The organism is Amycolatopsis sp. 505 (assembly GCF_031625235.1).
In the GTDB taxonomy this organism is placed as follows: Bacteria; Actinomycetota; Actinomycetes; order Mycobacteriales; family Pseudonocardiaceae; genus Amycolatopsis.
Map to the genome: position 1 here is coordinate 54,817 of NZ_JACKQP010000022.1, position 24,612 is coordinate 79,428.

General features: G+C 71.2%; 21 protein-coding genes. 6 read left to right on the plus strand and 15 right to left on the minus strand.

The window, feature by feature from the left end; genetic code table 11:
* Positions 1-40: 40 nt before the first annotated feature.
* Genes H5965_RS45635 through H5965_RS45650 form a run of 4 tightly spaced genes read right to left on the minus strand, consistent with a single transcriptional unit; the run spans position 41 to position 3,378 of the window.
* Entirely contained in the window at positions 41-454 is a 414-nt protein-coding gene (locus H5965_RS45635; protein ID WP_310977572.1) for a hypothetical protein, read from the minus strand.
* Between the two features lie 4 nt (positions 455-458).
* Entirely contained in the window at positions 459-1,229 is a 771-nt protein-coding gene (locus tag H5965_RS45640) for a fumarylacetoacetate hydrolase family protein (RefSeq protein ID WP_310977573.1), read from the minus strand.
* Positions 1,226-1,672 (minus strand): nitroreductase family deazaflavin-dependent oxidoreductase, encoded by a 447-nt coding sequence (locus H5965_RS45645; protein WP_310977574.1) that lies wholly within the window; start codon positions 1,670-1,672, stop codon positions 1,226-1,228. The genes H5965_RS45640 and H5965_RS45645 overlap by 4 nt, the downstream gene beginning before the upstream one ends.
* Positions 1,672-3,378, minus strand: a complete 1,707-nt coding sequence (locus H5965_RS45650) for an acyl-CoA dehydrogenase (protein ID WP_310977575.1) — start codon at positions 3,376-3,378, stop codon at positions 1,672-1,674. Before H5965_RS45650 ends, H5965_RS45645 begins: the two co-directional genes overlap by 1 nt.
* A 235-nt stretch (positions 3,379-3,613) precedes the next feature.
* Here H5965_RS45650 and H5965_RS45655 point away from each other — a divergent pair, with 235 nt between their 5' ends.
* Positions 3,614-5,236 (plus strand): DEAD/DEAH box helicase, encoded by a 1,623-nt coding sequence (locus H5965_RS45655; protein WP_310977576.1) that lies wholly within the window; start codon positions 3,614-3,616, stop codon positions 5,234-5,236.
* Positions 5,237-5,860: 624 nt separating this feature from the next.
* On the opposite strand, the gene H5965_RS45660 is transcribed toward H5965_RS45655, so the two are convergent.
* The 5 genes from H5965_RS45660 to H5965_RS45680 form a co-directional block, all read right to left on the minus strand.
* The gene (locus H5965_RS45660) at positions 5,861-6,676 is read right to left on the minus strand and encodes an SMP-30/gluconolactonase/LRE family protein (protein WP_310977577.1); all 816 of its coding nucleotides are present in this window, start codon (positions 6,674-6,676) and stop codon (positions 5,861-5,863) included.
* On the minus strand, positions 6,673-7,047 hold the full coding sequence (locus H5965_RS45665; RefSeq protein ID WP_310977578.1) for a DUF1761 domain-containing protein: 375 nt from the start codon (positions 7,045-7,047) through the stop codon (positions 6,673-6,675). Before H5965_RS45665 ends, H5965_RS45660 begins: the two co-directional genes overlap by 4 nt.
* Positions 7,048-7,116: 69 nt before the next feature.
* Positions 7,117-8,001, minus strand: coding sequence for an ABC transporter permease (locus H5965_RS45670; RefSeq protein ID WP_310977579.1), 885 nt, complete (start codon positions 7,999-8,001; stop codon positions 7,117-7,119).
* On the minus strand, positions 7,988-8,779 hold the full coding sequence (locus H5965_RS45675; protein WP_310977580.1) for an ABC transporter ATP-binding protein: 792 nt from the start codon (positions 8,777-8,779) through the stop codon (positions 7,988-7,990). The genes H5965_RS45670 and H5965_RS45675 overlap by 14 nt, the downstream gene beginning before the upstream one ends.
* Before the next feature lie 13 nt (positions 8,780-8,792).
* A complete protein-coding gene (locus tag H5965_RS45680; RefSeq protein ID WP_310977581.1) occupies positions 8,793-9,845 on the minus strand; it encodes an ABC transporter substrate-binding protein in 1,053 nt (350 codons plus the stop codon).
* A gap of 239 nt (positions 9,846-10,084) precedes the next feature.
* Between H5965_RS45680 and H5965_RS45685 the strand changes: the two genes are divergently transcribed.
* Positions 10,085-10,531: a hypothetical protein gene (locus H5965_RS45685; protein WP_310977582.1), complete on the plus strand. Its 447-nt coding sequence runs from the start codon at positions 10,085-10,087 to the stop codon at positions 10,529-10,531.
* Positions 10,532-10,623: 92 nt separating this feature from the next.
* The gene (locus H5965_RS45690) at positions 10,624-11,004 is read left to right on the plus strand and encodes a hypothetical protein (RefSeq protein ID WP_310977583.1); all 381 of its coding nucleotides are present in this window, start codon (positions 10,624-10,626) and stop codon (positions 11,002-11,004) included.
* A gap of 502 nt (positions 11,005-11,506) precedes the next feature.
* Here the strand turns inward: H5965_RS45690 and H5965_RS45695 are convergent.
* The 3 genes from H5965_RS45695 to H5965_RS45705 are packed head-to-tail and all read right to left on the minus strand — an operon-like array spanning position 11,507 to position 14,582.
* Positions 11,507-12,514 (minus strand): S-adenosylmethionine:tRNA ribosyltransferase-isomerase, encoded by a 1,008-nt coding sequence (locus tag H5965_RS45695; RefSeq protein ID WP_310977584.1) that lies wholly within the window; start codon positions 12,512-12,514, stop codon positions 11,507-11,509.
* Positions 12,511-13,164: an SDR family NAD(P)-dependent oxidoreductase gene (locus H5965_RS45700; RefSeq protein ID WP_310977585.1), complete on the minus strand. Its 654-nt coding sequence runs from the start codon at positions 13,162-13,164 to the stop codon at positions 12,511-12,513. The genes H5965_RS45695 and H5965_RS45700 overlap by 4 nt, the downstream gene beginning before the upstream one ends.
* A gap of 44 nt (positions 13,165-13,208) precedes the next feature.
* Positions 13,209-14,582: a cytosine permease gene (locus tag H5965_RS45705; RefSeq protein WP_310977586.1), complete on the minus strand. Its 1,374-nt coding sequence runs from the start codon at positions 14,580-14,582 to the stop codon at positions 13,209-13,211.
* A 158-nt stretch (positions 14,583-14,740) separates the two neighbouring features.
* Here H5965_RS45705 and H5965_RS45710 point away from each other — a divergent pair, with 158 nt between their 5' ends.
* Entirely contained in the window at positions 14,741-16,261 is a 1,521-nt protein-coding gene (locus H5965_RS45710) for a sensor histidine kinase (protein ID WP_310977587.1), read from the plus strand.
* A 45-nt stretch (positions 16,262-16,306) separates the two neighbouring features.
* On the opposite strand, the gene H5965_RS45715 is transcribed toward H5965_RS45710, so the two are convergent.
* Positions 16,307-18,238: a S53 family peptidase gene (locus tag H5965_RS45715; RefSeq protein ID WP_310977588.1), complete on the minus strand. Its 1,932-nt coding sequence runs from the start codon at positions 18,236-18,238 to the stop codon at positions 16,307-16,309.
* Positions 18,239-18,542: 304 nt separating this feature from the next.
* Positions 18,543-19,679, minus strand: a complete 1,137-nt coding sequence (locus H5965_RS45720) for an ROK family protein (protein ID WP_310977589.1) — start codon at positions 19,677-19,679, stop codon at positions 18,543-18,545.
* Positions 19,680-19,741: 62 nt separating this feature from the next.
* On the opposite strand from H5965_RS45720, the gene H5965_RS45725 reads away from it, so the two are divergent.
* Positions 19,742-20,965 carry an MGH1-like glycoside hydrolase domain-containing protein gene (locus H5965_RS45725; RefSeq protein ID WP_310977590.1) on the plus strand — a complete coding sequence of 408 codons (1,224 nt, stop codon included), beginning with the start codon at positions 19,742-19,744 and terminating at the stop codon, positions 20,963-20,965.
* 50 nt (positions 20,966-21,015) lie between these two features.
* Here H5965_RS45725 and H5965_RS45730 read toward each other — a convergent pair whose 3' ends face one another.
* Complete coding sequence (locus tag H5965_RS45730) at positions 21,016-22,788, minus strand: alpha-L-fucosidase (RefSeq protein ID WP_310977591.1); 1,773 nt, start codon at positions 22,786-22,788, stop codon at positions 21,016-21,018.
* A 351-nt stretch (positions 22,789-23,139) separates the two neighbouring features.
* On the opposite strand from H5965_RS45730, the gene H5965_RS45735 reads away from it, so the two are divergent.
* Positions 23,140-24,327 carry a glycoside hydrolase family 88 protein gene (locus H5965_RS45735; RefSeq protein ID WP_310977592.1) on the plus strand — a complete coding sequence of 396 codons (1,188 nt, stop codon included), beginning with the start codon at positions 23,140-23,142 and terminating at the stop codon, positions 24,325-24,327.
* Positions 24,328-24,612: the final 285 nt, after the last annotated feature.

Sequence of the window (24,612 nt, forward strand, 5' to 3'; positions counted from 1 at the left end):
TGAAGGCGGGTCACCTCCGGGTGGCCCGCCTTTTCGGTGTTCAGCGCAGTGCGAACAGGCCGACCGCGAACAAGAACGCCGGCACCACGGCCGCCGCCAGGCTGATCAGCCAGGTCCCGCCGCGCCAGCCCGTCGGCGAGGCGTCCGAAACCAGCCGCCGCACCAGGGCCGCCTCCACCACCGCCGTCAGCAGGAACCCCAGGCCGACGCTGAAGATCGCCGCCGCGCCGACGAAGAACAAGCCCGAGGTCGAGGCCGCTGCCAAGGGGGTCGCGACCTCCCAGCGCACCAGGCCCGCCGTCGCCGTCAGGGCCGCCAGCAGCAGCACGAACGCCACCAGGAAGCCGATCCGCGCCGTGGTCTGGTGGTGGGCGCCGGCGAACCACCAGAAGCCCGCGTCGAGCGCCGCCACGACCAGCGCCAGCACGACGAACCCCGCGCGGAAAGTCAGCACCCGATCACTCTAGCGAGGCGAATCTCGCTTCCACACTGCCGAGCGCGCCGAAGTCCGCCACCACGTGGCCGCCCGCGCGGATCGGGCACGGCGGCGTCGCCGTTCCCGTCGTCACGATGTCGCCCGGGCGCAACGCGCGGCCGTGGCGGGGCAGCTCCATCGCCAGCCAGTGCAGCGCCAGGCGCGGGTCGCCGAGGACCAGGCTGCCGCTGCCGCGGGAGAACTCCTCGCCGTCGGCGTGGAGGACCACCTGGCTGCGGGGCAGGTCGGCGTCGCGCCAGCCCGGCACCGGGCGGCCTTCGACGAACCGGCCCGAGCACGCCGCGTCGGCCAGCAGTTGCGGGCCGCCCGCGTGGCGGTGGTCGGTGTAGCGGCTGTCCGGCAGCTCGATCGCCAGGAACATCGTGTCGACCGCGTCGAGCACCCCGGACAACGACGGCGACAGCCCCGGGTCCGCCTTGAGCCGGAACGCGAACTCGGGTTCGGCGACGCCCATCGTCATCGTGTCGGCCGGGACCGGGGACCCCTCGACGTGGTGGAACCGCTCGAACATCGCGCCCGGCAGCGGCCCGGGGACGCCGAGGTACTGCCGGGCGTACACGGTCGTCGCGCCGATCTTCCAGCCCGACACCGGCCCGGCCCGCTCGGCGAGCGCCGCCTGTGCCGCCATGCCGTCGGCGTGGTCGCGCGGGCAGGCGTCGTCCGGGAGGCCCTCCAGCCTCTTGCCGGTCAGCCACGCGTCCCAGATCAGTTCCGCCGCCCGCTCTCGGTTCACGCCGGTGATCTTGCCAACCGGAACACCGGGTGTCGATCGGCTTCCGCGGCGAACGCCTCGGGCGGGCCGGTCAGCTTCGCGTCGAAGAACGGCGCGGTCACCGGGATCTTGCGGACGTACGCGCGCAGCACCGGGCCCGCCGCGGCGGCGTCGGCCTCCTCGACCTCCCAGGTCTCGCGCCGGCGCCCGCGCCGCAGCCGGGCGGTGGGGTCGGCGCGCAGGTTGTGCACCCAGCCGACCGGCCCGTACGGCGCAACGAGCCACCGCTCGCCGCCGACCTCGATCACGTTGACCGGTGTGGTCCGGTCGGCGCCGCTCTTGCGGCCCCGCGTGGTCAGCAGGAACCCGGTGCCGCCCGCGACCGGGATCCCGCGCTCCAGCAACGCCCGCACGACGACGTTCGCGGCCTTCCGCGTCACGCCCATCCGGTACTTCCGCGCCATCACGGCTGCATAGCGTAGACCCCGGAGAGCTCCCGCACCCGCGCCCAGACGTTCTCGAACCGCGCGGCGTCCACCACCGGCTTGCGCAGCGCCGCCAGGGCGATCGCCTGCTGGGCGTCGGTCGAGCTCGCCTTGCCGTGCAGGTCCACCGCCGCGACGCTGAAGTCCTGCACCAGCACCGCGAAGATCTGGTCGGCGACCTCGTCGTCCAGGCCGGTGATGCGGGCCTGCTCCAAGACGAGCTGGCCGTAGACGATCAGCGTGAACAGCTCGGTCAGCGCGAGCCCGAAGTCGAGGTCGGCCTGCTGCGCCTCGTCCGGCGCCGCCTCGGTGAGCAGCTTGACGAGGTAGCCCGCCTGCTCGGTGAACAGCGCGACGTTCGGGATGTGCGCGGCTTCGGCGTAGGCGGTCTTCCAGTCGTGGAACCGGACCTTCGACAGGCCGCGCGCCGGGCCCTGGCGGAAGAGGAACTCGTCGTCCGCGGCGTCGGTGCGGGTCGGCACCGGCGGGTACTCCTGCGGCGCGAAGAGGTAGTTCGGCATGAACTTCGCGATCAGCGCCAGGTTGACGGCCACCGTGCCCTCGAGCTTCGGCAGGCCGTCGATGTCGTTCTTGGACATCGCCAGGTAGGTGTCGGCTTCGAAGCCCTTGGCCGCCACGACGTCGGCGACCAGGCCGATCACCTTCTGCGCCTCGGTGGTCACCTTCATCTTGGTGATCGGGTTGAACAGCAGGTAGCGGCGGTCGTCGGGGTTCGCGCTGCGGAAGTAGTCGACGGCGCGGTCGGAGAACAGCTTCATCGCCGTCAGCCGCGCGTAGGCCTCGACGAACTCGCGGCGGACGTGCGGGAAGTCGGTGACGGGCTTGCCGTAGAGGACGCGGTTGTGGGCGTGCGTGATGGCTTCGTACAGCGAGTGCGTCGCCATGCCGATGCCGCCGAAGCAGAGGTTGAACTTGCCGATGTTGACGGTGTTCAGCGCGGCGCTGAAGGCTTCGGCGCCGACGTGCAGGATGTCCTCAGCGCGCACCGGGTAGTCCTCGAGCCGGAATTCGGCGACGTACATCTGCGACGGCACCACGTTCTTCACGACGTGGTAGTTCGGGTGCTCGGAGTCGGCGTAGAAGAAGACGTACTGGTCCGGGCCTTCGACGCCGTCGATGCGGCCGAAGACCGACACCGTGCGGGCGCAGTTGCCGTTGCCGATGTAGTACTTGGAGCCGGTGGCGCGGTAGCCGTCGCCGTCCTTGGTCAGCACCAGGTCCGAGGAGTAGATGTCGGCGCCGTGGTCCTTTTCGGACAGTCCGAACGCGCCGACGCCGCCGGCGTCGAGGGCGGCCGCCGCCCGCTCGCGCGCGGCCGCGTTGGCGCTCTGCCAGACCGGGCCGAGGCCGAGGATGGTCACCTGCCACGGGTACCAGTAGTTGAGGCCGTAGAAGCCGAGAATCTCCGACAGCGCGGCGACGCGGGCGGTGTCCCAGCGCTTGTCGGGGTGGCCGCCGGCGTCGGCGGACGGCGTGAGGAAGGTCGAGAACAGGCCTTCCTTGCCCGCGAACTCGATGAAGTCCGCGTAGAAGGTGCGGTTGTGGTAGTCCTCGGTCAGCTTCGCCTTGCCGCGCTGCTCGAACCAGTCGATGGTGGCGCGCAGCAGGCGCCGCGTCTCGGCGTCGAAGTGCGCCGGGTCGTACTCGCGCGGGTTCAGCAGCATGGTGGTCCTCCTCGATTACCGACCGGTAACTTAGCAAGGCCGCGCGAGTGCGGGCAATCTCACTGGGGATAGGTCACGCTCGTTGGTACACTGATCATGCGGGCCGCTCAGTTCTGCCTCGGCCCGCTGTTGTTGTCGACTACCACGCGCCGCGGCCGCCATCACGGTCTGCGCCGGGCAGGACAACCCTTCTCAGGTTACGGAGACCAGGGCATTCGCGTGCCCGCATGCACTTATGAGCACTTTCGCTGAACTCGGCTTGCCGACCCCGCTCGTGGCCGCACTGGCCACCCAGGGCGTCACCGAGCCGTTCCCCATCCAGGCGGCGACCCTGCCGCACACCCTCGCCGGCCGGGACGTCCTCGGCCGCGGCCGGACCGGTTCCGGCAAGACGTACGGCTTCGTGCTGCCCGTCCTGGCCCGCCTCGCCGCGGGCCCGACGCGGCGCAAGCCGGGCCGTCCCCGCGCGCTGATCCTGGCGCCGACGCGCGAGCTCGCGACGCAGATCGAGGCGTCGATCCTGCCCCTGGCCAAGCCGCTGGGCCTGCGCACGACGACCATCTTCGGCGGGGTTTCGGCCAATCCCCAGATCACCCGGCTGCGTGACGGCGTCGACATCGTCGTCGCCTGCCCCGGCCGGCTCGCCGACCACATGCGCTCCGGGCACGTGAAGCTCGACGCCATCGAGATCACCGTGCTGGACGAGGCCGACCACATGGCCGACCTGGGCTTCCTCCCCGAGGTCCGCCGGATCATGGACGCCACGCCGTCCCGCGGCCAGCGGCTGCTGTTCTCGGCGACGCTGGACAACGGCGTGGACGTGCTGGTCAAGCGCTTCATGGACGACCCGGTGCTGCACAGCGTCGACTCGGCGCAGTCGCCGGTGGCGACGATGGAGCACCACGTCCTGCACCTGGAGGAGACCCACCGGCTGCCGGTGCTGGTCGACCTGACGGCGGCGCCCGGGCGCACGCTGGTGTTCACGCGGACGAAGAGCCGCGCGAAGGCGCTGACGCGGAAGCTGAACGCATCGGGTGTCCCGGCGGTGGAGCTGCACGGCAACCTGGGCCAGAACGCCCGCACCCGCAACCTCGAGGCGTTCTCGTCGGGCACGGCCCGCACCCTGGTGGCGACGGACATCGCGGCGCGAGGCATCCACGTCGACGACGTCCGCCTGGTCATCCACGCGGACCCGCCGGTGGAGCACAAGGCGTACCTGCACAGGTCGGGCCGCACGGCCCGAGCGGGGGCGTCGGGCACGGTGGTGACGCTGATGACAGACGCGCAGGTCCGCGACGTCCGGGACCTGACGCGCAAGGCGGGCATCAAGCCGACGACGACCCAGCTCGGCCCGGGTCACCCGCTGCTGGCGGAGCTGGCCCCGGGCGAGAGGACGTTCTCGAAGGCCCCGGCGGTGGACAACCGGCCCAAGAAGGTATCGGCGACAGGCGCGGCCCCGGCCGCCGGCCGCGGCCGCCGCTCGGCGGCGCCGAAGGAGAACCGGGGCGGGCAGCGTTCACGCGCGGCGGCCCAGGAGCAGCGTTCGGCCGGGTCCGGTTCGCGCCGTTCGGAAGGGGCAGCCTCGGGCGGGTCCCGGAGGTCGGGTGGCTCGGGCGGGTCCCAGCGGTCAGGCGCTTCGGGTGGCTCGCGCCGCTCGGGCGCGACTGCCGGTCGTGCCGGCGGCGGGGGTTCCGCAGGCGGGACGACCGCTTCGAGCCGTTCCGACGGCACGACCGCTTCCGGTGGTGCCCGACGCTCGGGCGCCCCGGCGGCGGGCAACCGCCGCGCGGGCTCGGCCACCGGCGGCGCGGCCGCCTTCTCCTCGGGAACCCGAGCGGGCTCCCGCCGCTCGCGCTGATCCAAGGCTGACGAAGTCCCGGCCTGGCGTCCTTCGCGAGGTCGGGACTGCTTTTTTGCAGCCTGCCTCACCAACCGGAACGGCACGCGGACGCCCAAACCGGCACCCCACCCAGGCCTCCCCCGCCACCCCGATCCGAAGCCAGCACGCGGACGGTGGCGCCGGGTCAAGGCACGCTTTCCCGCCTTGACGCGGCACCACCGGCCGTAGTGACAATCGAGCTTCGGGGTGGTGGGCACCGACCGGACCCGGCGCAGCCGGGCGCCGTTTCAGCTGCCTCACCAACCGGAACGGCACGCGGACGCCCAGACCCGCACCCACCCAGACCTCCCCCACCACCCCGATCCGAAGCCCAAACACGGCCGGTGGCGCCGGGTCAAGGCACGCTTTCCCGCCTTGACCCGGCACCACCGGCCGTAGTGACAATCCCGGCTTCGGGGTGGTGGGCACCCGGATCCGCCCAGGCAGAGCCCCGGCAAAGTCGGGCGACTCGCGCACGGCGGCGCGCCTGCGGCGCCGCGAATGACTCATTCGGGACCTCGGACGTCCCGAATGAGTCATTCGCGACCTTCGGCGAGCGCAGGCACCCACACCCCACCCCCTCCGGGGCCCCGTCGTGGACAACTAAGCGCGCCCCACGGACACCGGGTGGGTCAGGATCTGCCCCGTCCGCTCCCCCTCCCCCACCCCCGCCAAACCGCGCCACTCCTGAACCACCACATACAACGTGTCCTCACTCAACGCACACGCAAAGCACCCGCGGTCGAAAGTCAGCCTCTCCACGACCTCCCCGCCCTCCCGAACCAAAGTGCAAGACCGGTGGGGCACGTCCGACACCCAGACCGCGCCCGAGGCGTCCAGCGCGATGCCGTCCGGTACCCCTTCGCCGAGGTCCGCCCACACCCGGCGGTTCGCCAGGCCGCCGTCCGGATGCACCGTGAAGGCTGTCAGGCGGTTTGCGTACGACTCGGCCACGATCAGCGTCGAGCCGTCCGGGGTCAGGGCCATGCCGTTGCCGAAGGCGATGTTCTCCGCCACCGTGCGGACCGTGCCTCCCGGGTCGACGTACCGGATCGCTCCCGGGCGGTACGGCTCTCCGGACATCAGGTCGAAGCCGCCGCCGTTGACGTAGCTGCCTCCGGCGCGGGTGGTCACTATTTCGTTGAACCCGCTGCCGCCCAGGTCCGTGTGGGTCGTCAAGCCGGACTCCGAGAGCCGCAGCAGGAGACCGTCCGACGAAGACACGATCAGCGGCTGCCCGCCGAGGAAGTCGAAGCACATCGGCATCGTCGGGAAGTCCGCGCGGAACACCGGTTCGCGCTCGCCCGCCGGGGAGACCGCCACGATCTCGTGGGCCAGCCAGTCGGCGAACCAGAGCCGCCCGTCGTGCCAGCGCGGGGATTCGCCGAACGCGATCCCGTCGAGCAGCAGCGCCGTCATCGCCACACCCCCAGCAGGACCGCCACCACCGCGATCTTCACCAGCCAGTCGCCCGCGTGCAACGCCGCCAGGCCCACCGGCACCCGCTCGTGCAGCACCGAGCCCGCCAGGATCACCGCCGGGAACCCGGCCCACACCAGCAGCGCCAACCCCAGCGCACCGGGAACGCCGTCCACCCCGACCGCGCCGGCGAGCAGCGCGAACGCCGTCACCAGCACCAGGGTCCGCACGAACTCCGCGCCCATCCGCCACGGCGACGACGCGGCCGCGCCCGCCGGGCTCAAGCGGGCCCAGACCCGCCCGAACGCCAGGTACCAGGCCGCGCTCACCACGAACGCCGCCACCGAAGCCACCAGTACCGCGACCACCATCGCTCACTCCTTCGCTCGAACACGATCGAAGGAGACGTCGACGCCGGCAACCCGGCTTCGACAAAATTCCTAAAGCGATGAAGTCAGCCCACGCGCCCGCAGCACCGCGCGCTCCAGCGGGCGGAACACCAGCAGCTCGATCCCCACGCCGACCAGCAGGATCAGGAAGATCGCCGCGATGACCTTCTCGATGCTGTTGAGCGATGACCCCTGGTTCAGGTAGGCACCGAGGCCGACCCCCAGCTGCGGGGACAGGGCGATCAGCTCGGCCGCCATCAGCGAGCGCCAGGAGAACGCCCAGCCCTGCTTGAGCCCGGCCAGGAAGCCCGGCAGCGCGGCGGGCAGCAGGATGTGCCGGGCCGAGGCGAGCCGGTTCGCGCCCATCACCTGGCCGACGCGCGGGAGGATCGGCGGGATCTGGTCGATCCCGGACACCAGCCCGTTCGCGATCGACGGCACCGAGCCGAGCAGGACGACGAAGTAGATCGCCCCGTCGTTGATCCCGAACCACAGGATCGCGGCCGGGACCCAGGCGACCGACGGCAGGCTCTGCAGCCCGGTCAGCAGCGGCCCGATCGCCGCGCGGACCACGCGGACCTTCGCCACGACCAGGCCGAGCGGGGTACCGATGACCACTCCGGCGACGAAGCCGAGCGCGGCGCGGTGCACCGACGTCCAGACGAACTCGAAAACGTCGCCGGTGACGACGCGCTCCCAGAACTCGTCCCAGACCGACAGCGGCGCGGGCAGCTGGGTCTCGGGCCAGAAGGCCGCCGCCCAGAGAACCTGCCAGACGACGATCAGCAGGACCAGCGCGCCCACCGGCGGCAGGAACCCCCAGGCGAAGCGCTTCCAGAAGCTGGGACGGCGTTCGCCGACGGGGGCGTCGAGCGAATCCAGTCCGGCGCCGACCGCGTCCAGGTCGGCTTCGGCGGACCGGTCAAGCTGCGGCATGGGTGCTGATCACCTCGCGCAGGTGTCCGGTGATTTCCTCGGTCAGCTCCTCGGCGTCGGCGAGCGGCACGTCCGCCCACTCGCGCACGACCCGCCCGGGCCGCGACGACAGGAGCACCACGCGCTGGCCGAGCCGGACCGCTTCGCGCACGTCGTGGGTCACGAACAGCACGGACGTGCCGGTGCTGCGGTAGACGCGCAGCAGCTCGCCCTGCAGGACGTCGCGGGTGATGGCGTCGAGCGCGGCGAACGGCTCATCCATCAGCAGGAGCGACTGTTCCGGGTCGCCGCCGACGCGCAGCGTCGCGGCCAGGGCGCGGGCCAGCGCGACCCGCTGCCGCATCCCGCCGGACAGCTCGTGCGGCCGCTTGTTCCCCGCACCGTTCAACCGGACGAGTTCCAGCAGCTCGGCGGCCTTTTCGCGCCGCTCGGCGCGCCCGAAGCCGGCCAGCCGCAGCGGCAGTTCGACGTTGCGGGCCGCGGTCAGCCACGGCATCAGCGCGGCTTCCTGGAACATCACCGCGGGCCGCGACGTGTTGAGCGTGATCTCCCCCGCCGACGGCGCGTCCAGCCCGGCGACCAGGTTCAGCAGCGTGCTCTTGCCGCAACCGGACGCGCCGAGCAGGCAGACGAACTCGCCGGGCGCGACCGTCAGGTCCACGCTGTCGAGCGCGACGACCGCGCGGCCGGCCGTGCCGAACGTCTTGCGGACACCGTCGAGACGCACCGCTGCCGCGCCGGTGAAACTGGTGCGGCCGGTCGGGAGGGTCGTGGTCATCGCTGGCTGCCTCTCACTTGGTCAGTTCGGGAGCTACGACGGCGGGCTGGTTCTGCGCCTTCAGCACCTCGTTGAGGGCACCGAAGTCGGCGAAGCCCTTGAGCGCGACGGCCGACTTCACGACCCCTGCGGTGACCGAGTCCTGAGCGAGCTGGGGGAACGCCGACGCGACCGGGTCGGTGGTCAGTTCGATGCCGGAGAACGCGCGGTCCAGGACCGCTGCGCTCAGGGTACTGCCGGCCAGCTCCTTGAGCGCGCCGTTGACCACGGTCTTCGCGTCCGCCGGGTTGGTCTTGGCCCAGTCGATGGCGGCGAGCTCCCCCTTGAGCAGTGCGCGGACGGTGTCCGGGTGCTGCTGCAGGAACTCGCTGCGCACGATGACGACGGTGGTCGGGAAGCGGCCGCCGGGCCACAGCGTCTTCTCGTCGACCAGGACCTTCGCGCCGGCGTCGAGGACCAGCCGGGACGCCCACGGCTCGGGCAGCCAGCCGCCGTCGACCTCGCCCTTCTTGAAGGCGTCGAGCGTCTTCGGGTTGTCCATCGTGGTGATCTTGACCTGGCCGGTCAGCTGCTTCCCGGCCAGGAACTTCTTGAGCGCGACGTCCTGGGTGTTGGCCAGCTGCGGCGTCGTGAGGTTCTTGCCCTTGAGCCCCTCGACACTGGTGATGTCCGGCTTGACGACGAGCTGCGCGCCGCCCGAGACGGCGCCGGAGATCAGCTGGATGGTGCCCTTGGACTTGGTGAAGGCGTTGATCGCCGGGCCGGAGCCGATGAAGGCGACGTCGAGGGAGTTGCCGAGCAGGGCGTTGACCTCGTCGGGCCCGGCGTTGAAGGTCTGGGTGGTGAGCTTGGTCGAGCCGAGCTCGTTCTTGAAGAAGTCCTTCTTGACGCCGATGAGCGCGGGCGCGTGCGTGACGTTCGGGAAGAACCCGACGCGGACTTCGGCCGCGGCGCCCTCATTGGCGGCGGGGGCGGCGGCGCTGTCGGCGCGCGAACAGCCCGCGAGCACGCCCACGACGGTCAGGGCGGCCAGCGCCGAGGCCAGGAATCTCCGAGGGGTGCGCACGTCAGCATCGCCTTTCGTCGGTGTCCGGGGGAGGTTCGCACGGTCACCCACTCAGGCGCATAGCCATCCGCATCCCGGGACACCCGGTGAGATTTCTTGACATCGCCGTCGGCCGCCGCTAGCCACCTCCCCGAAACTGATTAACCCGAAATTGGTCTTGTGAGCCAAATCATCACGAGTGGCGGCCGACTTCTATTACGTTCGGGGACGAAGATCATCACCGATTCAGGGGAGGGCCTGTGAAACGCACCGTATCGATCCTCACAGTGACCGTGGCGGCACTGCTGACGGCGGCGCCGGCGGCGCTGGCCGATGACAACCCGGACTGGCACGCCAAGTGCAGCACGCGCGTCTCGCCGACCGAAGCCAACAACGCGGAAGGCTGGGTGAACGCCCAGTCCGACGGCGGCAACTGGAAGATCGTCAACATCTACGCCAACCTGCGCAACGTCGGCGGCAAGATCACCGGGGACCACCAGGTCACGGTGAACGTGTTCAACGGCCCGGGCGGCCCGGTCGTCGCGTCGCACAAGTTCGACAACATCGCCAACGGCGACATCACGCTCACGGCCGACGTGTACCCGGCGGTGTCCATTCCCAAGGGAAAGGTCGCCGTCCAGGTGGCCGCGACGACCAACATCAGCTCGTGGCCGAAGCTCTGCAACGGCGCCGGCATCGTGTTCTGACTCGGTACCCGGTTCGAAGAAAGTGTCATAACGGGCAACCGCCGGCGTCACCCGAACGTGGTACAGGTGGACCACGGATTCGGGAGGAAGACATGACGAGCAGGGGCCAGGGAGCCGCCGGCGTCCGCGTGGCGCTGGTCGTGTTGTTCATCGGGCTGGGCCAGGCGTCGTTCGAGTGGCTCCGGTCACTCGGAATGGACGCGCTGACCAGCGCCGTCGTCTGGGCGATCCCGGTGATCACCGGCGCGGCGGTGGCCCTGGTGCTGTGGGTGGCGTCGGACCGGGCGTTCCTGCTGCGCAACTGGCTGCCGGTGGCGATATCGATCCCGGTGTACCTGGGCGGCGCGTTCGGCCTGGCGACGGGAACGGCCAGTCTGGTGGCCTCGATCGTCAGCGGAGTCGGCCTGGGGATCGCGGCGGTGGTGATCGCCGGGCTGGTGCGCTCACGGCGGCGGGTCGAGGCTGGTCAGTAGCGGTCTGGGCCGGGTTGTCCACAGGGTGGAGGGGCTGTGGACAACCTCAGCTTGAGGCGGACTTTCCGGACTTTTCGGCGGGGGTGGCCGGTAGGCTGGACCTGGGGACGCCCCCCTGGGCGCGGTGGGGATGTTTGAGGGCTGGTGCGGGCGCTCCTCGAAGGTCGCGAATGACTCATTCGGGACGTCCGAGGTCCCGAATGAGTCATTCGCGACACTGCGGACCCCGCCGGCGCGCCGCCGCGCGAGAGCAACCCCACCTTCTCCGGTAGGGCTCCGGCGAAGCCGGAGCGCCTTGCGCGACTGCCTCAACGGCCCGAACGGCACGCTGGCGCCCAAACCGGCACCCCACCCAGGCCTCCCCCGCCACCCCGATCCGAAGCCAGAACACGGCCGGTGGTGCCGGGTCAAGGCACGCTTTCCCGCCTTGACGCGGTACCACCGGCCGTAGTGACAATCGAGCTTCGGGGTGGTGGGCCAGCGAGAGCTGCAAAGAGCCCGATCAGTGGCGCAACAGCAGGGACACGTCACCGAACTCGTGCCACAAGTACCGCTCCTCCACCGCAGCGTCATAAGCCCGCTGAACGACCTCCGCCCCCGCCACCGCCTCCAGCAGCAACAAATGCGAAGCCTCCGGGGCGTGCAGGCCCGTGACGATCCCGTCCACCACCCGCGCCGGGCGGTCCGGTCCCAATACCAGCTCCGTCCAGCCCGACGCCGCGTGCAGCTCACCACCCGACGCCGCCGACTCCAGCGCCCGGGCCGCCGTCGTGCCCACCGCTATCACCCGGCCTCCCCGCTCCCGGACCCACGAGACCAGCGCCGCCGTCGTCGAGGGCACGCGGAAACGCTCCGCCTGGGGTGGCTCGGCCGCCTCCGGCGACGACACACCCGTGTGCAGCAGGAGCGGCGCGAACAGCACGCCATCCGTCACCAAGCGAGTCACCAGCTCCGGCGTGAACGGCCGGGCCGCCGAGGGCATCTCCGCGCTTCCCGGCTCGCGGGCGAACGCCGTCTGGTAGGCCGCCAGCGGCCACGCCCGCGGCACGTACCCGTAGCGGATCGGCCGGCCCTCCGCCTCGAGCAACGACCGCACGTCCACCGACACCGAAGCCCGCCACAACCGGGCCACTCCCGGGACCACCGGGGCCAGCAGCGTCAGCGTCGCGTCGCCGGCCAGCGCGAGGCGCTCCCCCGGGCGGCCGTCGAGCAACGGGCCTCCCGGGGCGCGCAGCTCCACGATCCACGAACCGTCGTCCGACGATGTCGCGAAGTGGACCACGACCGGGCGGCCTGCCCGGAGTGCGTCGATCGCCGCCGGGAGCGTGCCCGAGGTGTTGACCACCAGGACGTCCCCCGGCCGCAGGTGCTCGCCCAGCGACCGGAACGCCGTGTGGTGGACGCCCGACGGCGATGCCACCAGCAGGCGGACCTCGTCGCGGGCCAGGCCGCGGGCCTCCGGCGGGGCCGAGGCCGACAGGTCCGCGGGGAGGTCGAACCGGACGTTCATGCCGGCACCAGGAGGTCGGCCGCGCGGTAGCGGCCGCTCGGCGGGCGCTCGTCCAGCAAGCGCAGGAACGCCGGGACCGCCGACGACGGCAGCGGCCGGTCCGAGATGTCCTCGCCGGGGAACGCGCGCTGGTGCATGGCCGTGCGCAGGTCGCCCGGGTCGACGGCGTACACCGACCGGACCGGGTTCTCCACCCCCAGGACGGCGGTCAGCTGGTCGAGCGCCGCCTTCGCCGAGCCGTAGCCGCCCCAGCCCTCGTACGCCTCCACGGCCGCGTCGGAGCTGACGTTGATCACGACCTCGGGCCGCAGCAGCTGCATCAGGGCCAGCGGCGCGAAGACGTTGACGCGGTAGACGTCTTCCAAAGCACCCAAGGGATAGCGGGCCAGCGGCGGCAGCGGGCTGACGCCCAGAGAACTCGCGTTGTTGACGAGCAGGTCGAGCGAAGGGCAGGCCTCGGCCAGCGAGGCACGGTGCGCCGGGTCGGTGACGTCGCCGGGGATGGCCGTGAAGCCGTCCTCGCGAGCGGCGGCGGCCAGCGCGGCCGCGTCGCGGGCGTCGCCGATGACTGTCCACTTGCGATGGACCAGGGCGGCCGCGAGCGCGCGGCCCAGCCCGGCCGAGGCGCCGGTGACGAGTGCGGTGGGCATGGTTCCTCCTTCGAGGGGTACCACACCATCGTGAAACCTCTACATTACTCGAGGTCAACCGAAGAGCGGCCGCGAAGCGCGTAATACGCTGCCAGCGAAACGACGAGGCCGACGTAGTACGCGAGGTCCGCGCCGTGCAGCGCCGCCGCGACCGGTCCGGTGTAGAGGGACGTGTTCATGAACGGCACCGCGGCGCCGAACCCCACGACGAAGGCCACCACCGCCGCCCAGGGACGCACGGACCCCGACGCCAGGACGTCGACGCGCCGGCCGCCGCGGGTGCGGGCGAGCCAGTCCGGGACCACCACGCCGAGGAACGGCGGGATCCAGTACGAGACGAACAGCAGCACGTTCTCGAACTTCGCCGACAGATCACCGCTGTGCATCCAGAGGATCAGCGCGAACGCCAGCACCGTGACGACCACCGCCGACACCGGACGCCGCAGCCGGACGCCGACCGTCTGCAACGCCAGCGAGCCGCTGTAGTCGTTCATCGCGTTCGACGACACCGCCGCCAGCGCGATCACCGCCAGCGCCAGCGCGCCCATGAAGCCGCCGCCGAGCAGCTGGGCGATCCCGGACGTCGTGTGGTCGCCCAGCGACGATCCCAGCGCGAGCCCGAGGCCTTCGCCGATCGCGTACGACCCGACGAGGCCGAGCAGCGTCGCCCAGAAGACCGCCCGCGACGACACGGACACCGGCAGGTAGCGGCTGAAGTCCGACGCGTAGGGCGCCCACGAGATCGCCAGCGACAACGTGATCGTCGTGAACAGCACGACGCCGCCCGCCAGGTCGGCGCCGGACGCGGTGTCGGCGACGGCGATCGGGTGTCCGGAAAGGACCTTCACGGCCAGCGCGGCGAACGCCAGCACCAGCAGCACGCTCATCACCGCCTGCACGCGGTGGATCAGCGCGTAGCCGAACACCCCGAGCGCGCACTGCAGCACCAGCACGATCAGCACCGCCGCCCAGAACGGCAGCCCGGTCAGCTCGGCGAGGGCCTCGCCGCCGAACAGGCCGACCAGCGCGTCCCAGGCGATCGAGCCGAGCCACTGCACCAGGCCGGGCAGCACGACGCCGCCCCCGAAGGGCAGCCGGGCCAGCGGGAGCTGGCCGGTGCCGGTGCGCGGGCCCCACGTCGACAGGTACGCCACCGGCAGCGAGCCGAGCACGGTGCCGGCGAGCATCGCGGCCAGGCCCGTCCAGAACCCGAGGCCGAGCGACGCCGCGAGGGTGCCGGTGAACACCGCCGTCATCGTCAGGTTCGGCGCGAACCACACGCTGAACAGCCGCCACGGGCGGCCGAACCGGTTGTCCTCCGGCACCGGCTTGATGCCGTGGGTTTCGATCGCCAGGTCCCGCCCGCCGGCCGGCATCCGCCCGCCGAAGACGTCCGCACCCAGGCCGCGTCCGCTCATGTCCAGCCTCCTGTCCCGATCACCCTAAAGCGCAGCCGCGTGGTGTAACGCGACGGCCCGAACGGACGAATCACGGTTAGCCGTTGCCGGACTGCTTCACACACCCGCCAAGGCCCACCGGGAGGGTCGTCGACGTGCAGCACCCGCGGACATCGGTGATGACGGGGCTCCTGACCGCCGGCTGCGCGCTCGGCAGCGTCGCGCTGACGCTCAAAGCCGGCGACGGCACGCACTCGGCGCTCGACACCGCGCTCAGCACCACCACCGGGTTCCTCTTCCTGCTCGCGGGCGCGGTCGCGCACGTGCGGCGCCCGGCCAACCCGATCGGGGTGCTCATCGCCCTGGCCGGCGTCGCGCTGTTCCTCGAAGACCTGCAGTTCACGCGCAACCCAGTGCTGTACACGATCGCCGTCCCGCTGCGCGCCGCGTCCAGCCCGGTGATCGCGCACCTGGTGCTCGCCTTCCCGCACGGCCGCCTCCGCTCGCGGTGGGAGCGGCTGCTGGTCGCCGCGGCCTATCTGGTGGTGCTCGGCTCGGGCCTGGTCGGGCTGCTGGTCGACGACGACCCGCGCGACCTGCTGGCGCTCCGGCCGGGCAGCGGTGCCTTCGCCGACCGGGTGCTGGACCTGGCCGCGACGGCGATCAGCGCGGGCGTCATCGTCGTGCTCCTCTACCGGTGGCTGAGCGGGCGGCTGCCGCAGCGGCGGCTGCTGTCGCCGGTGGTGGTCATCGCCCTGGCCGGCGCGCTGACCTCGGGGGTGGGCACGGCGCTCGGCGACGCCCACCCGCTGTCCGGGCCGCTGCTGCAGGCGTACCGGATCCTGTTCTGCCTGTGGCCGCTGGCGTTCCTGACCGGGGTGATGCGGGCCCGGGTCGGCAACGCCGAGATGATCCGGCTGCTGCTGGAGCGCGACGGCACCGGCCTGGCCGCGCTGGTGCAGGACGACGAGGTGTGGAAGGACAGCCGGTCGATCGACGCGCTCAACGCGGCCGCCGGCCTGGTGCTGGACAACCAGCGGCTCACCGCGGAGCTGGAGCAGCGGCTGGCCGAGGTGCGCGCGTCGCGGGCCCGGCTGGTCGCGGCCGGCGACGAGGAACGCCGCCGGCTCGAGCGCGACCTGCACGACGGCGCCCAGCAGCGGCTCGTCAGCGTGGTGCTGCTGCTGCGGATGGCCGGACGCCGCTCCGGGGACGGGCTGCCGCCGGAGATCCGCACCCTGCTCACCGGCGCGGTCGACGAGCTGCAGACGGCGATCACCGAGCTGCGCGAGCTGGCGAGGGGCATCCGCCCGGCGATCCTCACCGAGGCGGGCCTGGTCGCGGCGGTCCGGTCGCTGGCCGACCGGATCCCGATGGAGGTGGCGCTGACCGTCGGCACGGTCCCGCGCCTGGACGCGGCGGTGGAGGCGACGGCGTACTTCGTGACGTCGGAGGCGCTGACCAACGCGCTGAAGCACGCCCGGACCGACCGCGCCGACGTGCGGATCGAGGTGGCGGGGGCGGAGCTGCGGGTCGAGGTGACCGACGCCGGTGTCGGCGGCGCGGACGCCGAGGGCGGCACGGGGCTGGCCGGGCTGCGCGACCGGGTGCAGGCGCTGGGCGGCGACCTCGGCGTGGCCAGCGGGGGCGGGGGTACGACGGTCACCGCGGTCATCCCGCTCGCCGCCGGAACGCCGTGAAGGCCACGCCGGAAGCTCCGACGTGGCCTTCACCGGGGTTGTGCCCTAGACGAGCAGCAGGAACAGCAGGCCGTTCGGCGTGCCGAGCCCCGTCACGTCGTCGTAGCCGGGGGTGGTGTGGATGGTCAGGCCCTGGTAGTCCAGCGTGCGGACCGAGCGGAGCAGGCCGTCCGAGGCGTCGACCGAGTTCGCGTAGTCGACGCGGGCCACCGCGGCGTCCACGTGCTTCACGTCGGTGATCGCCGGCGTGCGGGACGTCAGCTTGTAGATCACCGGGTTGATGAAGCCGTGGTGGAAGTGGTCGAAGCTGTCGGCCACCGCCATGATGCCGGCGAACACCGGCGACGCGAGGCTCGTGCCGCCGATCCGGTACTGGTCGTAGTGCGCACCCTCCGGGAAGGTCTGCGTCTGGCCGACCAGGAAACCGGTGTTCGGGTCGCCGACCGCGGAGATGTCCGGGACCACGCGGCCCTTGTTGTTGCCGGTCTGGTTCTTCTTCGCCAGCGCGTCCGGCACGACACCCTTCTGGTAGAAGGGCTGCGCGAACAGCCGGCTCGTGCCACCGCCGGAACCGCTGGTGTAGGCGGCCGGGCCGTAGACGCCGTTGGTCAGCGTCGACTTGCTGGTCTCCCAGCCGGTCTCGAAGATCCTCTTGCCGTCCTTGCCGATGGCGATGGACGTGCCGCCGACCGCGGTGATCCACGGCGCCGACGCGGAGAAGTCCGGCGACGGCGTGCCGAGGCGCGCGACCTCGTCACCGTTGTCGCCCGAGGAGAAGTAGACGCCGATGCCCTCGAGGACCGCCTGCAGCGAGATCTGGTTGAACACCTTGACCTCGTCGGCCGGGATGTCCTCGCCGGTGTCGCCGTAGGAATTCGACACGATGTCGGCCTTGTGGCCGGCGATCACGTAGTTCAGCGCCACGTCGAGGGCGTTGTCCTCACAGGATTCGCCGCCGACGTAGAGGATGTCCGCACCCGGCGCGAGGCCGTGCGCGGCCTCGACGTCGAGGGTCTCCTCGCCGTACCAGCCGGCCGCGTCGCACTGGTCCGGCGGCTCGAGAACCGGGTTCGCCGGGAAGACGTGCTGCTTGAACTGGCTCTGCTTGAGCGGGTGCGCCGGGTCGTTCTTCTTGGCGTACGTGCTCGCGTCGGCGTAGATGGTCGGCGAGGCGAAGGCGTCCACGATGGCGATCGTGGTGCCCTTGCCGTCGGCGCCGACCTTGTCGATACCGTAGGCCGACCGCAGCTGCGCCGGGGTGTAGCCGCAGGGGGCGTACGGCAGCTGCTTGCCGTTGTAGGCGGGATCGGTGGTGTCGATCTTCTCGCCGTAGTAGGCGCTGCACGGCGGCGCGTTGCGGAACCCGGGCCCGGGCGCGACGTCCGACGGCGTGCCGGAGCCGGTCGCGTGGTCCGGCTTGAACAGGTTGGTCGCCTGGTCGACGCCGACCACGCCGAGCACGTCCCCGGCCAGGTTCGCCGGCACCGACAGGTTCTTGTCGGCGGCGCGCAGCGTCTGGCCCTTGACCCGGTACTTGCCGAGGTCGACGGCGAACGCGTTCTCCGTCTGGGCCGCGGTGCCGGTGGCCTCGACGTACGCCTTGTTCGACGGGATCTCGCCGATGCTGAAGCCGCTGCCGGTCAGCCACGCCTTGACGGCGTTCACCGTCGCGTCACTGGCCGCGAAGCGGTCACGCACCTGGTCGGGGCTCAGGTACTGGCGGTAGGCCTTGCTGTCCGGGTCGGAAACGGCCTGGGCCAGCGCCTCGGCACCGGCGTTGTCGCGCTGGTTCAGGTAGACCCGGAAGCTCAGCTTCGCGGCGGGCGCCGTGTCGGCGACCTTCGCCTGCGCGTTCGCCCACAACGGGTGGGACTGCGGGATGTCCTGACGCCCCTGCGCGGACGCCGTCGCCGGCAGGGTGCCGGTCAGGCCACCCACCACCGCGAGCGAAAGGAGCAGGGTGGAGCTTCTTCGCACAGAAATCTCCCTCTTCGAATGCGGCCCCCAGAAAATGGGCCTTGGAACACCGGGTGAGACTAGATCGGTGTTCCACTCGCGCGGAAGTGCTTGCGGAACCGTTATCTGGCCAGGAATTCGCCGGGCGTTGACGGTGGTACGGAAATCCGATTTGTCGCGGCGAAAACGCGAGGAATGGTGTTCGATGCGCGGTTGGTCTGATTCGTGCCGGGGCCGCGGACCACGCGACCCGGGCGGGCGCCACCTACCAAAGTAGGTTGCTCCGTCCACTCGGGACAGTCCGGCGGTGACGGCAGTTCGGCCGTCACGCCAGCCGCCGGTCCACCTCCGCGGGGGCGAACACCGCGTCGACGACCATCGCGACCGCGCCGGCCAGTGCCATTCCTTCGCCGCGGCCGCCGATTTCCACGCGCAGGTTCTGCGTCGCCCGGGGCAGCGCCCTGCGGTACAGCACCTCGCGGACACCCGCCACGAAGTGCGGCTCCGCGAGGTCCCCCGCGATCACCACCACTCCCGGGTTGACCACGCACACCAGCGTCGCCAGCACCTCCCCCACCTGGCGGCCCGCCACTTCGGCGAGCCGGATAGCGGCCGGCTCGCCCGCCGCGATCCGGTCGCGGACCCCCGAACCCGACGCCGTCGGCAGGCGCAGCTCCGTCAAGCGGGCCGCCAGCGCCCCGCCGCCGGCGACGGCCGCCAGGCAGCCGCGGGAACCGCACAGGCACTGCGCCTCCGGGTGCTCCGGGAGGCGGATGTGGCCGATGTCGCCCGCGCCGCCGTCGATCCCGCGGTACACCTCGCCGCCGAGGACCAGGCCGGCGCCGATGCCGGTCGACACCTTCACGACGACCAGGGCCGCCGAGTCCGGATAGCGGGCGCGGTGCTCGCCCAGCGCCATCAGGTTCGCGTCGTTGTCCACCAGCACCGGGGCGCCGAAGCGCGCGCCCAGGTGGTGGTCGATCGGGTAGCCGTCCCAGCCCGGCATGATCGGCGGCTGCGTCACCCGGGCACGACCGGGCTCCACCGGGCCCGGCACCGAAACACCCACGCCGCACACCGGCCGGTCCACCGACGCCCGCAGCTTCTCGAACCACTCCGCGATCCGGTCGAGCACCGGCTCCGGGCCGTCGGCGACGCGCAGCTCCCCCGCGCGGCGGGCCAGGACCCGCCCGGCCAGGTCGGTGACGGCCGCCTCGGCGTGCGTCGTGTCGATACTCGCGGCGAGGACGACGGCGTGCTGCTCGTCGAACCGCAGCTGCCGCGCGGGGCGGCCGCCGGTGGAGTCCTCCTGACCGCCCTCGGCGAGCAGCCCGGCCGCCTGGAGCCGGTCCAGGCGCGCGGTCAGCGTCGAACGCGACAGCCCGCTGCGCCCCTGCAGGGCCTTCCGCGTGGTCGCCTCCCCCGTCCGGACCAGCCGCAACAGCTCGCCGGCGCTGGTCATCCCGCGGCCCCCTTCGGACTTTTGTCCATTGACAAGACACAAGTCGGAGATAGATTGGACATATGAACGTAACATGGGGGCGTGCGGCCGAGGTCCTGGCGGGTAACTGGCTCGGCGCGTCGACCGTGCCCTCACGCGGGCTCTACCCGCATCAGTGGAGCTGGGACTCCGCTTTCATCACCCTCGGCCTGCGCCACCTCTCCCCCGAGCGGGCGCGGCGCGAGCTGGTGACGCTGTTCGAAGCGCAGTGGGCCGACGGCCGCGTCCCGCACATCGTGTTCGATCCGGGGACGCCGCCCGAGGCGTACTTCCCCGGGCCGTCGTTCTGGCAGGCCGGGCGGACGTCGGGCCTGGTCCAGCCGCCGGTGCACGCCCGCGCGGTGCTCGCGGTGCACGAGACCGCGCCCGATCGGGAGTTCCTCGCCACGCTGTACCCGAAGCTGGTGGCCTGGCACGACTACCTGCGGACCGGCCGCGACGCGGGCGGGCGCGGGCTGGTGGCGATCGTGCACCCGTGGGAGTCCGGCATGGACAACAGCCCGGCCTGGGACGAGCCACTGTCCCGGGTCCCGCTCGCCACCGGGTTCGTCCGCCGCGACCTCGAGCACGGCGAGGCCGGCGACCGGCCGAGCGACGACGACTACGGCCGGTACGTCCGGCTCGCCGCCGCCTACCGGGACAGCGGTTACTCCGACGCCGGCGAGTTCGTCGTGGAAGATCCCGGCTTCAACGCCCTGCTGGCCGACGCCGAGCTGGCGCTGGCCGAGATCGCCGAGGAACTCGGCCTGCCTTCGGGCGCGCACCGGGAGGCCGCGGCCCGCCTCGAAAAGGCGTTGCAGGAAACGTTGTGGGACGACGGCTTCTTCTTCGCCCGGGACGTCCGCACCGGCTCGCTGATCCGCGAATACACGTGCGCGGGCCTGCTGCCGCTCGTGCTGCCGGACCTGGCGGTCGCCCCCGCCCTGCTGGAGACGGCGACCGGTCCGCGCTTCCGGCTCGGCCGGGTGCACGGCGTCCCGAGCTACGACCTGACCGCGCCGGGCTTCGACCCGGGCCGCTACTGGCGCGGGCCGTCCTGGTTCAACGTCGGCTGGCTGGTCCGGCAGGGCCTGCTGCGTCACGGCGAGTCCGCCCTCGCCGCCCGGCTGCGCGAGGACCTCGTCGAGACGGCCGCGCAGACCGGCTTCGCCGAGTACGTCGACCCGCTGACCGGGGCCGGGCACGGCACCCGCTCGTTCAGCTGGACCGCGGCGCTGGCCGTGGACCTGCTGGCCGAGCGGACCTGAGGAACGGGCCGCCCAGCCGCGTTCGGGGGCGGCTGGGCGGTCTGTCCGGCTCAGCCCGCCGCGGTCGCGTAGTCCGAGCCCACCCAGGTCTCGTCGATCCGCAGCCGCTTGTAGCGCGAACTGTCGCTCGACGCCGCGTACGTGCTCGTCACCTGGAGCCGGACGTACCGGGCGGTCACCGCGGAGAGGTCGACGAACTGGACGCCGCGGTGGCTCGGCAGCGTCCCGGACTTCACCGCGCTGCCCCAGTCCTTGCCGTCGCTCGACACGAACACCTTGTACGCCTTGATCCGCGCCGACTGTTCACTGTCCGACCGGGCGTAGCTGACCGAGTCCTCCCGCTGGTTGATCCCGAGGTACTGCACCTTCTTCGCCGCCCCGAGGTCGTAGTCCAGGTTGACCGGGAGCGTCTTGTTGTTGTCGAAGTAGGTCAGGTAGCTGCCGTCGCTCGCCGCCTGTCCACTGTGGCCACTGGCGGACGCGCTCGCCTTGAGCGTCACGGTCTTCGGGTCGTACGTGCCGGTGCGGCCCGCCGTCTCGACCTTGAACACCGTGTCGTAGGTGTCCCAGCCGGACAGTCCGGTCAAGGTCAGGCTGCCGCCGCCCTGGCCGAACGAGATCGCCGCGCCGGTGCGCAGGTTCGTGACGCGGCGGACGCGGTAGCCGTTGTCGCGGATCTTGAGCGTGCTCCCCGACGGCTTGGTCAGGACGTGCACGTACTGCGTGTCGCCCTTGATGGTGATGACGCCGTGGGCGCCGTCGTTCCAGAAGCCCGGCTGCATGCCGCCGTACATGTACCCGGCGCCTTCGGTGCCGCCGAGGGACTCCCAGATCGCGTCCAGGTACGTCTTCGCGAAGTTGTTGAACGCTTCCTGGTTCGCCGGGAACTTGCCGTTCACCATGGCCGTTTCCGCCATCAGCGACTTGATCGACGAGCCCGAGTTCGTGATGAGCCGGCCGAGGTTGAGCATCTTGTTCACCGGCGGGTTCGAGCCGCCGTACCACCACGAACCGGTGTCGGGGAGCTTGAAGCACGCCTCGGTGAGCCGGGGCATCGCCGTGTACGTCGCCTGCGGGTAGTCGTACGACGGCGTCATGCCGGTCTTCTGCTCGTTGCTGATCGTGTCCATGATCGGGGTGTCTTCGTTGTTGTTGCTCAGCAGGTAGTCCGGGCGCTGCTGGTAGATCTGCTGGTAGAGGTCGTGCGACTCCCAGTAGGCGTTGTCGTTGTCGATCCAGAAGCCGCCGAGGTCCGGGTAGTTCTTCATGACCTCGAAGAAGTTGTCGTAGCTGAACTGGCCGAAGCCGCTCTGGCTGTCGAGGTCGACGTCCTTGCCCTTGTACTTCGAGTAACCGGCCGAGTCGAGCCACTCGTGGCCGCCCTCGTCGTGCCACTGGGCGTCGTTGGTCATGTAGAGGATGACCTTGAGCCCGCGGGCCTTCGCGGCGGCGATCAGCTCGCCGAGGAAGTCCCGCTTGGTGCTGCAGCTGCCGGGGATCTTCGACGGCCAGGCCCGCGAGTAGCCGAGGCGGCTGTGGAAGGAGGCGAGCACGAGGTAGGACGCGTGCAGCTTCTCGGCTTCGGTGACCCAGTAGGCGGGACTCCACCCGCCGTCGGTGATCGCCTTTTCCCAGGCGCTGCAACTGGTGTAGCCGGGTGCCGTGCGCATGCCCCAGTGCAGGAACAGCCCGGCCTGGCTGTCGCGCAGCCACTGCTGGGAGGGTTTCTGCAGATCGGCCGAAGCCGGCGCGGCGATGAGCCCGGACACCGCCAGCGCCGCCGCGCACGCGACGAGCACCTTGCGGAGGAACCTGTCTGCCATTGACGACCTCCAGTGGTCTGGTCCACCCGGTGGTGTACTCCTCACGAACAGCGCTGGTCAAGACTTACATCCGACCTTTCCGCGGAGTTTCGCTGGCCGGTACATCGATGTTGCCGCCGTTCGGGTTAAATATCTGATATATGACGCAAGAGATCTGATCTCTCTTGACGTCGGCTCCGGGAGGCGAGTAGATGTTTCCCCGAGAGCGCTTTCGCTCACCAGACCATCGCTCCGGCGACACGGGCAGCACGCCGCGCCCCCCAGAGCTGGTCGGGATGCCGACGGACGGCGGATCGGCATCCCGGCCACCTTTTCACCGCGTCGCGGGGCCAGTGCACGAAAGGGACGACGATGTCCGAACATCCCCTTCGCCCGACCCGGCGCGCGGTCCTGGCCGGCACGCTCGGCGCCCTGGGCGCACTCGCCGCGGCGGGTCCCCTGGCGCGGGCGGCGGACCAGCTGCCCCCGATCGGCGGCGCGGCGCCGCCGCCGGACTGGTCACGTGCCGTGATCGATTCGACGATGAAGCGCTACACACCCGACAAGATCGGCGGCTGGGGCTACACCCTGGGCCTCTACCTCTACGGGCAGTACCTCTTCTACAAGCGCACCGGCGAGAAGAAGTACCTCGACTACATCATCGCCTGGTACGACCGGTTCATCACCGACAGCGGCATCTCCAACAGCTTCACCAACCTGGACTCGATGCGCTCGTGCCAGATGCTGCCACTGCTGTACGGCGAGACGGGCCGCAAGAAGTACAAGACGGCGGCCGACCAGCTGCGCAAGCGGTTCCCGTCCTACCCCCGCACGTCCGACGGCGGCATGTTCCACGCGACCAGCAAGGTCGGCCAGCTGTGGGGCGACGGCGTCTACATGGCCCAGCCGTTCCTCGCCCTGTACGGCGCGGCGTTCGGCGACGGCGGCTACTGCTTCGAAGAGGCGGCGAAGAACATCGTCGTGTACTTCAGCCACCTGCGCGAACCGGCGAAGGGCCTGCTGTACCACGCCTACGACGAGGACGGCTCGGAGTCGTGGGCGTCCGGATCCGGGCACCACTCGAAGTACCACTGGGCGCGCGCGATCGGCTGGTTCGGCATGGCGACCATCGACATCCTCGAGGTCCTGCCGGCCGACCACCCGCGCCGGGCGGCCCTGGTCGACGTCATCCGCTTCCTGGCGGCGGGTTACCAGCGCTACCAGGACGCCTCGACGGGCCGCTGGTACCAGGTGGTCGACCGCGGCGGCGACGCGAAGAACTGGCTGGAGACGTCGGCGTCCTCGATGTACACGTTCACGATGGCCCGCGGCGTCCAGCGCGGCTACCTCCCGGCGTCCTACCAGGCGGTGGCGGATCGCGGGTACGCCGGAGTGCTGAAGAAGGTGTCCCTCGGCTCGGACGGGCTGACGAACATCACGGACATCTGCGAAGGCACCAACGTCGGCGACCTGTCGTACTACTACGCCCGGGCCCGCAAGACCAACGACTTCCACGGCCTGGGCGCGTTCCTGATCATGAACGAGCAGTACTCCCACTGACCACCACGACGCCGCAGAAGGGGCCCCGGCCAACCAGCCGGGGCCCCTTCGTCGTGTGCGGGAAGGGTCAGCACGCGTGATTGGGAGGTCGACACGCGTGATTGGGAGGTCGACACGGCGGGGCCCGGCGAGTCCGGCCGTGTCGACCCTTCAATCACGTGGAGTTGCCCCGGTGAGGCGGACACGGGGTTTTCAGGCAGCCGGGGCCTGACGATAGTTGGTTCGGGTTTCGGCTGGGGTGTTGTGGCCGTTGGTGGAGTGCAGCCGGTGGTGGTTGTAGTAGCG

Coding starts and splice junctions, on each gene's coding strand:
- H5965_RS45645 (WP_310977574.1), bottom strand. CDS start 1,672: ATGGCGCGGAAGTACCGGATGGGCGTGACGCGGAAGGCCGCGAACGTC.
- H5965_RS45650 (WP_310977575.1), bottom strand. CDS start 3,378: ATGCTGCTGAACCCGCGCGAGTACGACCCGGCGCACTTCGACGCCGAG.
- H5965_RS45655 (WP_310977576.1), top strand. CDS start 3,614: ATGAGCACTTTCGCTGAACTCGGCTTGCCGACCCCGCTCGTGGCCGCA.
- H5965_RS45660 (WP_310977577.1), bottom strand. CDS start 6,676: ATGACGGCGCTGCTGCTCGACGGGATCGCGTTCGGCGAATCCCCGCGC.
- H5965_RS45665 (WP_310977578.1), bottom strand. CDS start 7,047: ATGGTGGTCGCGGTACTGGTGGCTTCGGTGGCGGCGTTCGTGGTGAGC.
- H5965_RS45670 (WP_310977579.1), bottom strand. CDS start 8,001: ATGCCGCAGCTTGACCGGTCCGCCGAAGCCGACCTGGACGCGGTCGGC.
- H5965_RS45675 (WP_310977580.1), bottom strand. CDS start 8,779: ATGACCACGACCCTCCCGACCGGCCGCACCAGTTTCACCGGCGCGGCA.
- H5965_RS45690 (WP_310977583.1), top strand. CDS start 10,624: ATGACGAGCAGGGGCCAGGGAGCCGCCGGCGTCCGCGTGGCGCTGGTC.
- H5965_RS45695 (WP_310977584.1), bottom strand. CDS start 12,514: ATGAACGTCCGGTTCGACCTCCCCGCGGACCTGTCGGCCTCGGCCCCG.
- H5965_RS45700 (WP_310977585.1), bottom strand. CDS start 13,164: ATGCCCACCGCACTCGTCACCGGCGCCTCGGCCGGGCTGGGCCGCGCG.
- H5965_RS45705 (WP_310977586.1), bottom strand. CDS start 14,582: ATGAGCGGACGCGGCCTGGGTGCGGACGTCTTCGGCGGGCGGATGCCG.
- H5965_RS45710 (WP_310977587.1), top strand. CDS start 14,741: ATGACGGGGCTCCTGACCGCCGGCTGCGCGCTCGGCAGCGTCGCGCTG.
- H5965_RS45720 (WP_310977589.1), bottom strand. CDS start 19,679: ATGACCAGCGCCGGCGAGCTGTTGCGGCTGGTCCGGACGGGGGAGGCG.
- H5965_RS45725 (WP_310977590.1), top strand. CDS start 19,742: ATGAACGTAACATGGGGGCGTGCGGCCGAGGTCCTGGCGGGTAACTGG.
- H5965_RS45730 (WP_310977591.1), bottom strand. CDS start 22,788: ATGGCAGACAGGTTCCTCCGCAAGGTGCTCGTCGCGTGCGCGGCGGCG.
- H5965_RS45735 (WP_310977592.1), top strand. CDS start 23,140: ATGTCCGAACATCCCCTTCGCCCGACCCGGCGCGCGGTCCTGGCCGGC.